This window comes from Streptomyces sp. NBC_01445 (assembly GCF_035918235.1).
Taxonomy (GTDB): Bacteria; Actinomycetota; Actinomycetes; order Streptomycetales; family Streptomycetaceae; genus Streptomyces.
In genome coordinates this window covers 8,081,310-8,094,063 of sequence record NZ_CP109485.1, presented here as the reverse complement: position 1 = coordinate 8,094,063, position 12,754 = coordinate 8,081,310, and the positions used below count along the sequence as shown (strand labels likewise).

Annotated in this window: 12 protein-coding genes; 1 reads left to right on the top strand and 11 read right to left on the bottom strand. The window is 69.9% G+C overall.

Features of this window, described 5'->3' with window-relative positions:
* Positions 1–63 precede the first annotated feature (63 nt).
* From gmk to pyrR, 10 genes are all read right to left on the bottom strand, one after another.
* Positions 64–621, bottom strand: coding sequence for a guanylate kinase (gene gmk / locus OG574_RS36860; RefSeq protein WP_100597426.1), 558 nt, complete (start codon positions 619–621; stop codon positions 64–66).
* 58 nt (positions 622–679) lie between these two features.
* On the bottom strand, positions 680–1,003 hold the full coding sequence (locus OG574_RS36855; protein ID WP_026246651.1) for an integration host factor: 324 nt from the start codon (positions 1,001–1,003) through the stop codon (positions 680–682).
* 396 nt (positions 1,004–1,399) lie between these two features.
* Positions 1,400–2,245 carry an orotidine-5'-phosphate decarboxylase gene (gene pyrF, locus OG574_RS36850; RefSeq protein ID WP_100597425.1) on the bottom strand — a complete coding sequence of 282 codons (846 nt, stop codon included), beginning with the start codon at positions 2,243–2,245 and terminating at the stop codon, positions 1,400–1,402.
* Complete coding sequence (locus OG574_RS36845) at positions 2,242–3,351, bottom strand: quinone-dependent dihydroorotate dehydrogenase (protein ID WP_326776727.1); 1,110 nt, start codon at positions 3,349–3,351, stop codon at positions 2,242–2,244. Before OG574_RS36845 ends, pyrF begins: the two co-directional genes overlap by 4 nt.
* A gap of 57 nt (positions 3,352–3,408) precedes the next feature.
* Complete coding sequence (gene carB / locus OG574_RS36840) at positions 3,409–6,717, bottom strand: carbamoyl-phosphate synthase large subunit (RefSeq protein ID WP_326776726.1); 3,309 nt, start codon at positions 6,715–6,717, stop codon at positions 3,409–3,411.
* On the bottom strand, positions 6,710–7,852 hold the full coding sequence (carA, locus tag OG574_RS36835) for a glutamine-hydrolyzing carbamoyl-phosphate synthase small subunit (protein ID WP_100597422.1): 1,143 nt from the start codon (positions 7,850–7,852) through the stop codon (positions 6,710–6,712). Before carA ends, carB begins: the two co-directional genes overlap by 8 nt.
* Positions 7,849–8,478 (bottom strand): PH-like domain-containing protein, encoded by a 630-nt coding sequence (locus tag OG574_RS36830; protein WP_326776725.1) that lies wholly within the window; start codon positions 8,476–8,478, stop codon positions 7,849–7,851. Before OG574_RS36830 ends, carA begins: the two co-directional genes overlap by 4 nt.
* Positions 8,475–9,761, bottom strand: a complete 1,287-nt coding sequence (locus OG574_RS36825; RefSeq protein ID WP_326776724.1) for a dihydroorotase — start codon at positions 9,759–9,761, stop codon at positions 8,475–8,477. Before OG574_RS36825 ends, OG574_RS36830 begins: the two co-directional genes overlap by 4 nt.
* A gap of 5 nt (positions 9,762–9,766) precedes the next feature.
* Entirely contained in the window at positions 9,767–10,744 is a 978-nt protein-coding gene (locus OG574_RS36820; RefSeq protein ID WP_100597419.1) for an aspartate carbamoyltransferase catalytic subunit, read from the bottom strand.
* Between the two features lie 81 nt (positions 10,745–10,825).
* Positions 10,826–11,401 (bottom strand): bifunctional pyr operon transcriptional regulator/uracil phosphoribosyltransferase PyrR, encoded by a 576-nt coding sequence (pyrR, locus tag OG574_RS36815; protein ID WP_100597418.1) that lies wholly within the window; start codon positions 11,399–11,401, stop codon positions 10,826–10,828.
* A gap of 243 nt (positions 11,402–11,644) precedes the next feature.
* On the opposite strand from pyrR, the gene bldD reads away from it, so the two are divergent.
* Positions 11,645–12,145, top strand: a complete 501-nt coding sequence (bldD, locus tag OG574_RS36810; RefSeq protein WP_100597417.1) for a transcriptional regulator BldD — start codon at positions 11,645–11,647, stop codon at positions 12,143–12,145.
* Between the two features lie 173 nt (positions 12,146–12,318).
* On the opposite strand, the gene nusB is transcribed toward bldD, so the two are convergent.
* Positions 12,319–12,753, bottom strand: coding sequence for a transcription antitermination factor NusB (gene nusB / locus OG574_RS36805; RefSeq protein ID WP_100597416.1), 435 nt, complete (start codon positions 12,751–12,753; stop codon positions 12,319–12,321).
* Position 12,754: the final 1 nt, after the last annotated feature.

Genomic DNA, 12,754 nt, shown 5'->3' with positions numbered 1-12,754 from the left:
ACATGTGATCAAGGAAACGCGGGATTGCTCCGGCGGAATTCGAGATCACAAATAGATCGAAGATCAAACAACTCTCATCAAGGCTAGCAGCTCACGGGCCACGTCTTCGACGGAGGTGTTGACCAGGGTCGTATCGAACTCCGCTTCGGCTGCGAGTTCGACCTTGGCTGCCGCGAGTCTGCGCTCGATCACCTCGGGGGCCTCGGTCCCCCGGCCGGTGAGCCGGCGGACCAGCTCCTCCCAGCTCGGCGGGGCGAGGAAGACCAGCTGCGCCTCGGGCATCGACTCGCGGACGAGTCTGGCGCCCTGGAGATCGATCTCGAGGAGGACGGGTTCGCCCGACTCGAGACGGTCCAGGACGGCCCGGCGCGGGGTGCCGTACCGGTTGCCCGCGAACTCGGCCCACTCCAGCAGCTCGCCGTTGGCGATCAGCTTGTCCATTTCCTCGTCGGTGACGAAGAAGTAGTGGACACCGTGCTTCTCGCCGGGGCGCGGCTTGCGGGTGGTGGCCGAAACCGACAGCCAGACCTCGGGGTGTTCCTTGCGCATATGAGCGACGACCGTGCTCTTGCCGACCCCGGAGGGGCCGGAGAGCACGGTCAGCCGCGGACGTTCACTCATGCAGCGATTATTCCAGCTATCCCCGCATGCCCGGACCAGTCGGTCCGGGCACGGAGGACTAGGCGCCGGTGCTGCCGAACTCGCGCTCCAGGGACGCGATCTGGTTGGAACCGAGTCCACGCACGCGGCGGCTCTCGGAAATTCCGAGCCGCTCCATGATCTGCTTGGCACGGACCTTGCCCACGCCGGGGAGAGACTCGAGAAGGGCGGAGACCTTCATCTTGCCGATGACGTCGTTCTCCTGACCCTGCTTGATGACCTCGTGCAAGGAGGCGCCGGAGTGCTTGAGTCGATTCTTGACCTCGGCCCGCTCCCGGCGAGCCGCGGCGGCCTTTTCGAGCGCGGCTGCGCGCTGTTCAGGGGTAAGGGGCGGAAGAGCCACGCCTACGTCACCTCGGATGTCGAACTGTCGGATACGGACCGGTGAGGAACCTAGTCGCCCCTCACCTGGGGAGCAACGAGCAATACGCTCGCCCGTTTCTCCCCCACTGCCTTGAGAGCGTGGGAGGTGCCCCCACTCGACGGAGACTAGCGGCCAGGACCGCCTGAGTCAGCGAGAACAGACGAAAAGTCCTGGTCAGCCTCCGTCGAGCCCGACATTACAGACATATAGCCCCGGATTTCTGCCCGGATCCGTGTGCGAGCCCCTCCCCGAGGCCCCGTTGAAACATCACGGAATGGTCAAGGAGGCTCCCGCGGACCCCCGCGAGGACTCTTTTCGCACCTCGGCGGCGCCTCTCAGCGCCTCGAACAGCCGCGATTCCGTTACCCGATCGGGTCAGCCGGCGGCGACCGCCGCGCGGACCTCGTCGGCGAAGCGGACCGACGCATCACGCAGGGCGGCGACCGAGGGGCCCGCCTTCAGGACGGCGCGGCTGACGTTCGGGACGACGTTGCGCGCGGCCGCGCCGAAGACGGCCGGCAGATCCGCCGGGGTCGCGCCCTGGGCGCCGATGCCCGGGGCGAGGAGCGGACCGTTGATGTCCAGGTCGTACGAGGACAGGTCCCCGAGCGTCGCGCCGACGACCGCGCCGAAGGAGCCCATGGGCGTCTCGCCCGCGTTCTCCTCGGAGAGGTGGGCGAGCATCGTCGCGCCCACATTGCGCCCGTCGGCGCGTACGGCGTGCTGGACCTCGCCGCCCTCCGGGTTGGAGGTCAGGGCGAGGACGAAGAGCCCGGCGCCCGACTCACGGGCCAGGTCGACGGCCGGCTTCAGGGACCCGTAGCCGAGGTACGGCGAGACGGTGAGGGCGTCCGAGAAGAGCGGGGAGTCCTTGTGCAGGAAGGTCTCCGCGTACGCGGCCATGGTGGAGCCGATGTCGCCGCGCTTGGCGTCCATGACGACCAGCGTGCCGGCGGCGCGCAGGTCCGCGACGGCGCGCTCCAGGACGGCGACGCCGCGCGAGCCGAAGCGCTCGAAGAACGCCGACTGCGGCTTGACGACGGCGACGGTGTCGGCGAGCGCCTCGACCGAGGTCCGCGTGAAGCGCTCCAGGCCGTCGATGTCGTCGTTCAGGCCCCAGGCCGACAGGAGCGCCGCGTGCGGGTCGATGCCCACGCACAGGGGGCCGCGCTCGTCCATGGCGCGGCGCAGGCGGGCGCCGAAGGGTTCGAGAACCGTCATGCGTGGGCCTTCTTCACGTCGGCGCCGACGGCGTCGGCGAGGGTGGCGTACGGCGAGGCGTTCAGGCGGGCGGCGAGGCCCTTGTGGAGGTCCCGAGCGTAAAACGGGCCCTCGTAGATGAAGGCGCTGTAGCCCTGGACGAGGGTGGCGCCGGCGAGGATGCGCTGCCAGGCGTCCTCGGCGTTCTCGATGCCGCCGACGCCCACCAGGGTGATCCGGTCCCCCACGCGCGCGTAGAGGCGCCTGAGGACCTCCAGGGAGCGCGCCTTGAGGGGTGCGCCGGACAGGCCGCCGGTCTCCTTCACGAGGGACGGGTCGGAGGCCAGGCCGAGACTGTCGCGCGCGATGGTGGTGTTCGTGGCGATGATCCCGTCGAGACCGAGCTCCACCGCCAGGTCGGCGACGGCGTCCACGTCCTCGTCGGCGAGGTCGGGGGCGATCTTCACCAGGAGGGGGACGCGGCGCGAGGTGACGGTGCGGTCGGCGGCCTCGCGCACGGCGGTCAGGAGCGGGCGCAGCGCCTCGGTGGCCTGGAGGTTGCGCAGGCCGGGCGTGTTCGGCGAGGAGACGTTCACGACGAGGTAGTCGGCGTGGGCGGCGAGCCGCTCGGTCGACTTCACGTAGTCGCCGGCCGCCTCCTCCTCGGACACGACCTTGGTCTTGCCGATGTTCACGCCGACCGTGGCCCTGAAGGCGGGCCTGCGGGCCGCCAGGCGTTCCGCCACGGCCGCGGAACCCTCGTTGTTGAACCCCATGCGGTTGATCAGCGCGCGGTCCGGCACGAGGCGGAACAGGCGCTTCTTGGGGTTGCCGGGCTGCGGCTCGCCCGTGACGGTGCCGATCTCGATGTGGTCGAAGCCGAGCATCGTCATGCCGTCGATCGCGACGGCGTTCTTGTCGAAGCCCGCGGCGAGCCCGAAGGGGCCGTGCATCCGCAGGCCGAGGGCCTCCGTGCGCAGCTCTTCGTGGCGGGGCGCGAGGACGGCGGCGACGAACGTGCGGAGCACGGGGACGCGGGCCGCGAGGCGGATCCAGCGGAAGGCCAGGTAGTGGGCCTGCTCCGGGTCCATGCGCTTGAAGACGAGGTTGAAGAAGAGTTTGTACATCGTGGGTGTCCTCACACGGAGGGGGACACCGTTTCCGATGTCCCCCTCAGTGGGCTGCTAGTCGCGGGCCGCGGTCAGGTGTTCCGCGTGTTCCTGGAGTGAACGGACGCCCACGTCACCGTGGTTGAGGGCGTCGATGCCCTGCACGGCGGCCGCGAGGGCCTGCACCGTGGTCAGGCACGGGACGCTGCGCGCCACCGCCGCCGTACGGATCTCGTAGCCGTCGAGGCGGCCGCCCGTGCCGTACGGGGTGTTGACGATGAGGTCGACCTGGCCGTCGTGGATGAGCTGGACGATCGTCTTCTCGCCGTTCGGGCCCTCGCCCTCGCTGAGCTTGCGCACGACCGTGGCGTTGATGCCGTTGCGGCGCAGCACCTCGGCAGTGCCGGACGTGGCGAGCAGCTCGAAGCCGTGCGCGACGAGCTCGCGCGCCGGGAAGATCATCGTGCGCTTGTCCCGGTTGGCGACCGAGATGAACGCGCGGCCCTTCGTCGGCAACGGGCCGTACGCGCCGGCCTGCGACTTGGCGTACGCCGTGCCGAAGACCGAGTCGATGCCCATGACCTCGCCGGTGGAGCGCATCTCCGGGCCGAGGACGGTGTCGACGCCGCGGCCCTGGATGTCGCGGAAGCGGCTCCACGGCATCACGGCCTCCTTGACGGAGATCGGCGCGTCCAGCGGCAGGGTGCCGCCGTCGCCGGTCTTCGGGAGCAGGCCCTCCGCGCGCAGCTCGGCCACGGTCGCGCCGAGCGAGATGCGCGCGGCGGCCTTGGCGAGCGGCACCGCGGTCGCCTTCGAGGTGAAGGGGACGGTGCGCGAGGCGCGCGGGTTGGCCTCGAGGACGTAGAGGATGTCGCCGGCCATGGCGAACTGGATGTTGATCAGTCCGCGGACGCCGACGCCCTTGGCAATGGCCTCGGTCGAGGCGCGCAGGCGCTTGATGTCGAAGCCGCCCAGCGTGATCGGGGGCAGGGCGCACGCCGAGTCGCCGGAGTGGATGCCGGCCTCCTCGATGTGCTCCATGACGCCGCCGAGGTAGAGCTCGTGACCGTCGTAGAGCGCGTCCACGTCGATCTCGATCGCGTCGTCGAGGAAGCGGTCGACGAGCACGGGGCGGGACGGGGAGATCTCCGTGGACTCCTCGATGTACGAGGCGAGGCGGGCCTCGTCGTACACGATCTCCATGCCGCGGCCGCCGAGGACGTACGACGGGCGGACGAGGACCGGGTAGCCGATCTCGTCGGCGATGGCCTTGGCCCCGGAGAAGGTGGTCGCCGTGCCGTGCTTGGGCGCGGGCAGTCCGGCCTCGGCGAGGACGCGGCCGAAGGCGCCGCGGTCCTCGGCGGCGTGGATGGCCTCGGGCGGGGTGCCCACGACCGGTACGCCGTTGTCCTTGAGTGCCTGCGCCAGACCCAGCGGGGTCTGGCCGCCGAGCTGGACGACGACGCCGGCGATCGGGCCCGCGAGGGACTCCGCGTGGACGATCTCCAGGACGTCCTCGAGCGTCAGCGGCTCGAAGTACAGGCGGTCGGAGGTGTCGTAGTCCGTCGACACGGTCTCCGGGTTGCAGTTGACCATCACGGTCTCGTAGCCGGCGTCGCTCAGAGCGAAGGAGGCGTGGACGCAGGAGTAGTCGAACTCGATGCCCTGGCCGATGCGGTTGGGGCCCGAGCCCAGGATGATCACGGCGGGCTTGGTGCGCGGCGCGACCTCGCTCTCCTCGTCGTACGACGAGTAGAAGTACGGGGTCTTCGCGGCGAACTCGGCGGCGCAGGTGTCGACCGTCTTGTAGACCGGGCGGACACCGAGCGCGTGGCGCACCTCGCGGACGACGTCCTCGCGCAGGCCGCGGATCTCGGCGATCTGGGCGTCGGAGAAGCCGTGCCGCTTGGCCTCGGCGATCAGATCGACGTCGAGGCGCTCGGCGGCGGCCAGCTCGTCCGCGAGCTCCTTGATGAGGAAGAGCTGGTCGACGAACCAGGGGTCGATCTTCGTGTACTCGAAGACCTCTTCCTGGGTGGCGCCGGCGCGGATGGCCCGCATGACGGTGTTGATGCGGCCGTCGGTCGGGCGGACGGCCTCTTCGAGGAGCGCGGTCTTGTCACCGGGCTCGCCGACGAAGGTGAACTGGCTGCCCTTCTTCTCCAGGGAGCGCAGTGCCTTCTGGAGCGCCTCGGTGAAGTTGCGGCCGATCGCCATGGCCTCGCCCACCGACTTCATGGTGGTGGTGAGGGTGGAGTCGGCGGACGGGAACTTCTCGAAGGCGAACCGCGGGGCCTTCACGACCACGTAGTCGAGCGTCGGCTCGAAGGAGGCCGGCGTCTTCTCGGTGATGTCGTTCGGGATCTCGTCGAGCGTGTAGCCGACGGCCAGCTTGGCGGCGATCTTCGCGATCGGGAAGCCGGTGGCCTTCGACGCGAGCGCCGAGGAGCGGGAGACGCGCGGGTTCATCTCGATGACGATGATCCGGCCGTCGGCCGGGTCGATCGCGAACTGGATGTTGCAGCCGCCGGTGTCGACGCCGACCTCGCGGATGATCGCGATGCCGATGTCACGCAGACGCTGGTACTCGCGGTCGGTGAGCGTCATCGCCGGGGCGACGGTGATCGAGTCACCCGTGTGGACGCCCATCGGGTCGAAGTTCTCGATGGAGCAGACGACCACGACGTTGTCGTTCTTGTCGCGCATCAGCTCGAGCTCGTACTCCTTCCAGCCGAGGATGGACTCCTCCAGGAGCACCTCGGTGGTGGGAGACAGGGTCAGGCCCTGGCCGGCGATGCGGCGCAGCTCCTCCTCGTCGTGCGCGAAGCCGGAGCCCGCGCCGCCCATCGTGAAGGAGGGGCGGACGACGACGGGGTAGCCGCCGAGCGTGTCGACGCCCTTGATGACGTCGTCCATGGTGTGGCAGATGACCGAGCGGGCGGACTCGCCGTGGCCGATCTTGGCGTTGACGGCCTCGACGACGCCCTTGAAGAGGTCGCGGTCCTCGCCCTTGTTGATGGCCTCGACGTTGGCGCCGATGAGCTCGACGCCGTACTTCTCGAGGACGCCGTTCTCGTGCATGGAGATCGCGGTGTTGAGCGCGGTCTGGCCGCCGAGGGTGGGCAGGAGCGCGTCGGGGCGCTCCTTCGCGATGATCTTCTCGACGAACTCGGGGGTGATCGGCTCGACGTACGTGGCGTCGGCGATCTCCGGGTCGGTCATGATCGTCGCCGGGTTGGAGTTCACGAGGATGACCCGCAGGCCCTCGGCGCGCAGGATGCGGCAGGCCTGGGTGCCCGAGTAGTCGAACTCGGCGGCCTGGCCGATGACGATCGGTCCGGAACCGATGACCAGGACGGACTGGATATCGGTGCGCTTAGGCACGCTGGCCCTCCATGAGCTCTACGAAGCGGTCGAACAGGTAGGCCGCGTCGTGCGGGCCCGCCGCTGCCTCGGGGTGGTACTGGACGCTGAACGCCGGCTGGTCGAGGAGGTGGAGCCCCTCGACGACCTGGTCGTTCAGGCAGACGTGGGAGACCTCGGCGCGGCCGAAGGGGGTGTCGGAGACCTTGTCGAGCGGGGCGTCGACGGCGAATCCGTGATTGTGCGCGGTGACCTCGACCTTGCCGGTCGTGCGGTCCTGCACCGGCTGGTTGATGCCGCGGTGGCCGTACTTCAGCTTGTAGGTGCCGAAGCCGAGGGCGCGGCCGAGGATCTGGTTTCCGAAGCAGATGCCGAACAGCGGGGTCTTACGGGAGAGGACCTCCCGCATGACCGCGACGGGGCCGTCGGCGGTGGCCGGGTCGCCCGGGCCGTTGGAGAAGAACACGCCGTCGGGCCGGACCGCGTAGATGTCCTCGGCCGTGGCCGTCGCGGGCAGCACGTGCACCTCGATGCCGCGCTCGGCCATGCGGTGCGGTGTCATGCCCTTGATGCCGAGGTCGACGGCGGCGACGGTGAACTTCTTCGCACCGATCGCGGGGACGACGTACGCCTCCTTGGTGGCGACCTCGGCGGCGAGGTTCGCGCCCTTCATCTCGGGCGCCTGGCGCACCTCGGCGAGCATCGTGCCGTCGTCGGGCAGCGCGTTGCCGGAGAAGATGCCGACGCGCATGGCGCCGCGCTCGCGCAGGTGGCGGGTGAGGGCGCGGGTGTCGATGCCGCTGATGCCGACGACGCCCTGCTTGCGCAGCTCCTCGTCGAGCGAGCGCTGGGAGCGCCAGTTGGAGGGCACGCGCGCGGGGTCCCGCACGACGTAGCCCGCGACCCAGATCTGCTTCGACTCGGGGTCCTCGTCGTTCACGCCGGTGTTGCCGACGTGCGGGGCGGTCATCACGACGACCTGCCGGTGGTACGACGGGTCGGTCAGCGTCTCCTGGTAACCGGTCATGCCGGTGTTGAACACCGCCTCACCGAAGGTCTCCCCCACGGCCCCGTAGGCGCGGCCGCGGAAGATGCGGCCGTCCTCCAGGACGAGTACGGCGGGAGCGTTGGCGGCTCCCCGGGTGGAGGTCGTCATCGTGCGGTGCCTTCCGTCGTGATGGTCGTGCTGTTCGTGCTGCTTGAGCTGCTCGTACTGCTTGAGCTGCTCGTGTCGATCATGTTGTTGAGGGTCTCGACCCACTCGGCCTGCTCCGCGGCGTGGTCGGAGCGGAAGCCGGAGTCGATCAGCTTGTCCCCGTGCCCCCAGGTGACGATCAGGAGACCGCCCTCCGTGAGGACCTTGCCGGCGATGCCCTTGTCGAGCCGGGCCTCGCGCAGCTGTGCGACGGGGATGAAGAAGTCCGTGGCCCCGGGGCGTACGACGTCCAGACCCGCGTCCGTGAGCGTGAGCTCGACGCGGCTGCGGGTGCCGAGGCCGTGCGCCACGATGCGGTCGAGCCACTGCCCCGCGGTCGTGGAGCCGTGGTACCGGCCGCTCAGTTCAAGTCTGGCCGGACCGGGCGCGGACGGCGCGGTGGGGAGCGGCGGCAGGTCGCCCTGGAGGGTGCCGCGCCACGTCCAGCCCTGGCGCATCAGCCAGTAGACGAGCGCGATGAAGAGGAGCAGCCCGACGATCCAGCCGATCCGGTCGGGCCAGTCCGTCACGTCCGCCGACTTCTGTTCGGCGGCGAGCACTGCCAGTGGTTGCGTCAGTCGTGTCACGCGAGCTTCCCGTCGACGAGCGTGGCCTTGCCCCGCAGCCACGTGTGCGTGACGCGCCCGGGCAGCTCACGCCCCTCGTAGGGCGTGTTGCGGCTGCGCGAGGCGAAGCCGGCGGGGTCCACGGCTCCACGGTAATCGGCGTCGACCAGGACCAGGTTCGCGGGCTCACCTGCCGAGACGGGCCGTCCGTGGCCCTTGGCGCCGCCGATCTGCGCGGGCTTGACGGACATGCGGTCGGCGACGTCGGCCCAGTCGAGCAGCCCGGTCTCGACCATCGTCTGCTGCACGACGGACAGGGCGGTCTCGAGCCCGACCATGCCCATGGCGGCCGCGGCCCACTCGCAGTCCTTGTCCTCGTGCGGGTGCGGGGCGTGGTCGGTGGCGACGATGTCGATCGTGCCGTCGGCGAGCGCCTCGCGCAGGGCCATCACGTCGCGCTCGGTGCGCAGCGGCGGGTTGACCTTGTAGACGGGGTTGTACGAGCGGACCAGCTCGTCGGTGAGGAGCAGGTGGTGCGGGGTGACCTCGGCGGTGACGTCGATGCCGCGGGACTTGGCCCAGCGCACGATCTCGACCGAACCGGCCGTGGACAGGTGGCAGATGTGCACGCGGGAGCCGACGTGCTCGGCGAGCAGTACGTCGCGGGCGATGATCGACTCCTCGGCGACGGCGGGCCAGCCGCCGAGCCCGAGCTCCGCCGAGACGATGCCCTCGTTCATCTGGGCGCCCTCGGTGAGGCGGGGCTCCTGGGCGTGCTGGGCGACGACGCCGCCGAAGGCCTTCACGTACTCCAGGGCGCGGCGCATGATCACCGCGTCGTCGACGCACTTGCCGTCGTCGGAGAAGACGGTGACGCCGGCGGCGGACTCGTGCATGGCGCCGAGCTCGGCGAGCTTCTTGCCCTCCAGGCCGACGGTGACGGCGCCGATGGGCTGCACGTCGCAGTAGCCGTGCTCCTGGCCGAGCCGGTAGACCTGCTCGACGACGCCGGCGGTGTCGGCGACCGGGAAGGTGTTGGCCATGGCGAACACGGCGGTGTAGCCACCGGAGGCGGCCGCCTGGGTACCGGTGAGGACGGTCTCGGAGTCCTCGCGGCCGGGCTCGCGCAGGTGGGTGTGCAGGTCGACGAGACCCGGCAGGAGCACCTTGCCGCCGGCCTCGACGACCTGGGCGCCCTCGGCGGACAGACCGGTGCCGACCGCCTCGATGACGGAGCCGTCGATCAGGACGTCCTGCTGCTCGCCGCCGAGCACCTTCGCACCTCGGATAAGGATCTTGCTCATGGTTCTTACTTCTCCTCGGTACGGGTGTGGGTGACGGCGGGCTCGTTGCCGCCCAGAAGCAGGTACAGGACGGCCATGCGGATGGAGACGCCGTTGGCGACCTGCTCGATGACCGTGCAGCGGTCGGAGTCGGCGACCTCGGCGGTGATCTCCATGCCGCGGACCATCGGGCCCGGGTGCATCACGATGGCGTGCTCGGGCATCTTCGCCATGCGGTCGCCGTCCAGGCCGTAGCGACGCGAGTACTCGCGCTCGGTCGGGAAGAAGGCGGCGTTCATCCGCTCACGCTGGACGCGCAGCATCATGACGGCGTCGGACTTCGGCAGGGTGCTGTCGAGGTCGTACGAGACCTCGCAGGGCCAGGTCTCGACGCCGACCGGGACGAGGGTCGGCGGGGCGACGAGGGTGACCTCGGCGCCGAGGGTGTGCAGCAGGTCGACGTTCGAGCGGGCGACGCGGCTGTGCAGGACGTCCCCGACGAGCGTGATGCGCTTGCCCTCGAGGTCCTTGCCGAGTCCGGCGTCGCGCCCGACCAGGCGGCGGCGCATCGTGAACGCGTCGAGGAGCGCCTGCGTGGGGTGCTGGTGGGTGCCGTCGCCCGCGTTGATGACCGGGGCGTCGATCCAGCCCGAGGTGGCGAGGCGGTAGGGCGCGCCGGATGCGCCGTGCCGGATGACGACGGCGTCGACGCCCATCGCCTCCAGGGTCTGCGCGGTGTCCTTGAGGGACTCGCCCTTGGAGACGCTGGATCCCTTGGCGGCGAAGTTGATGACGTCCGCGGAGAGGCGCTTCTCGGCGGCCTCGAAGGAGATCCGGGTGCGGGTCGAGTCCTCGAAGAAGAGGTTGCAGATCGTGCGGCCGCGCAGGGCGGGCAGCTTCTTGATCGGCCGGTCGGCGACCCGGGCCATCTCCTCGGCGGTGTCGAGGATGAGGACGGCGTCGTCGCGGGTGAGGTCGGCGGCCGAGATGAGGTGTCGCATCATCGGGGAGGCTCCGTAGGAAAGTTCAGGAGTATTCGGGCATACGGGCGCGCGGCAGCACCCTCAGGGTCGGGCTGAGGGTGGCTACTGCTCGCCGGCCGGAGCGGTCCGCTTGGCGCCGAGCAGCACGGAGTCGCGTCCGTCCTCCTCGGCGAGCTGGACCTTGACCGTCTCCCGCAGCGACGTGGGGAGGTTCTTGCCGACGTAGTCGGCGCGAATGGGGAGTTCGCGGTGGCCGCGGTCGACGAGGACCGCGAGCTGCACGGCGCGGGGGCGCCCGATGTCGTTCAGGGCGTCGAGTGCGGCGCGGATGGTGCGGCCGGAGAAGAGCACGTCGTCGACGAGGACGACGAGGCGGCCGTCGATGCCGTCGGCGGGGATCTCCGTGCGGGCCAGCGCCCGCGGCGGGTGCATGCGCAGGTCGTCGCGGTACATGGTGATGTCGAGGGAGCCGACCGGGATCTTGCGTCCGGTGATCTCTTCGAGCTTGTCCGCGAGCCGGCGGCCCAGGAAGACGCCGCGGGTGGGAATGCCCAGGAGCACGACGTCTTCGGCGCCCTTGGCGCGCTCGACGATCTCGTGAGCGATGCGGGTCAGTACCCGCGCGATGTCGGGGCCCTCAAGTACGGGGCGTGCCTCATCGGAGCTGCTGATGTCCATAAAAAACGGACCCCCTTCTCCGCCTCACGGGACGGACCTTAAAGGACGTCGGATTTGCGCCATCCACGGTACCAGGCCCGGAACGCCGCTGATCACCCCCCTGGAGGTGCGAGAGACGCCGTTCCGGGGGAAAGTCGGTATCGGACCACTCGGCTTGACGCAGCCAAGTAACGCTGCGTAACCTCACAGTGAGTTACCAGCCACGCGGCGGAGCCGCACGTTGATACAGCGTCCGGGAGCTATATGTCCAGCGAATACGCCAAACAGCTCGGGGCCAAGCTCCGCGCCATCCGCACCCAGCAGGGCCTTTCCCTCCACGGTGTCGAGGAGAAGTCCCAGGGACGCTGGAAGGCGGTCGTGGTCGGTTCGTACGAGCGCGGCGACCGTGCCGTGACCGTGCAGCGCCTCGCCGAGCTGGCGGACTTCTACGGGGTGCCGGTGCAGGAGCTCCTGCCGGGCACGACGCCGGGCGGTGCGGCCGAGCCCCCGCCCAAGCTCGTCCTCGACCTGGAGCGCCTGGCCCACGTCCCGCCGGAGAAGGCGGGCCCCCTGCAGCGCTACGCGGCGACGATCCAGTCCCAGCGTGGCGACTACAACGGCAAGGTGCTGTCGATCCGCCAGGACGACCTGCGCACCCTCGCCGTCATCTACGACCAGTCGCCCTCGGTCCTCACCGAGCAGCTCATCAGCTGGGGCGTCCTGGACGCCGACGCGCGTCGCGCCGTCGCACACGACGACCTCTGACGGACAGAAGCCGGCAGAAACGTCACGCCGGAGGGGCGGGCCCGCGTTTTCCCGGCCTGCCCCTCCGGCGTTTCCGTGCCGTGGCGTCGTCCCAGGAACGCATCAGGCCCGGAGCGGAACACTGATTCAGTGTTCCGCTCCGGGCCTGATGGCTGTCGCTGCCTGTCTGTCTGCTACGCCTCGTCGCGGCGCAGCGTCGGCTTCAGGTCCTTGAAGCGTCCCAGAAGCCCGTTGACGAAGGCCGGGGAGTCGTCCGTGGAGAACTCCTTGGCGAGCTGCACGGCCTCGTCGAGCACCACGGCGTCCGGAGTGTCGTCGACCCAGACGAGCTCGTAGGCGCCCAGGCGCAGGATGTTGCGGTCGACGACCGGCATCCTGTCCAGGGTCCACCCAACGGCGTACTGCGAGATGAGCTCGTCGATACGCGCGGTCTTGCGCGCGTATCCCTCGACCAGCTCCATCGTGTACTCGCTGACCGGCGGCTGCCGGGTGTCGGACCGGGAGTGCCGGATCCAGTCCGCGAGGACCGTCTGGACGTCGACTCCGCGCTGGTCTGCCTCGAAAAGGATCTGGAAGGCGCGCTTGCGGGCCGTGTTGCGAGCAGCCACG

What these genes read in the sequence shown, in the direction of transcription:
- gmk (WP_100597426.1), bottom strand. Translation starts at nt 621, where the DNA reads ATGAGTGAACGTCCGCGGCTGACCGTGCTCTCCGGCCCCTCCGGGGTC.
- carA (WP_100597422.1), bottom strand. Translation starts at nt 7,852, where the DNA reads ATGACGACCTCCACCCGGGGAGCCGCCAACGCTCCCGCCGTACTCGTC.
- OG574_RS36825 (WP_326776724.1), bottom strand. Translation starts at nt 9,761, where the DNA reads ATGAGCAAGATCCTTATCCGAGGTGCGAAGGTGCTCGGCGGCGAGCAG.
- pyrF (WP_100597425.1), bottom strand. Translation starts at nt 2,245, where the DNA reads ATGACGGTTCTCGAACCCTTCGGCGCCCGCCTGCGCCGCGCCATGGAC.
- OG574_RS36820 (WP_100597419.1), bottom strand. Translation starts at nt 10,744, where the DNA reads ATGATGCGACACCTCATCTCGGCCGCCGACCTCACCCGCGACGACGCC.
- pyrR (WP_100597418.1), bottom strand. Translation starts at nt 11,401, where the DNA reads ATGGACATCAGCAGCTCCGATGAGGCACGCCCCGTACTTGAGGGCCCC.
- OG574_RS36845 (WP_326776727.1), bottom strand. Translation starts at nt 3,351, where the DNA reads ATGTACAAACTCTTCTTCAACCTCGTCTTCAAGCGCATGGACCCGGAG.
- bldD (WP_100597417.1), top strand. Translation starts at nt 11,645, where the DNA reads ATGTCCAGCGAATACGCCAAACAGCTCGGGGCCAAGCTCCGCGCCATC.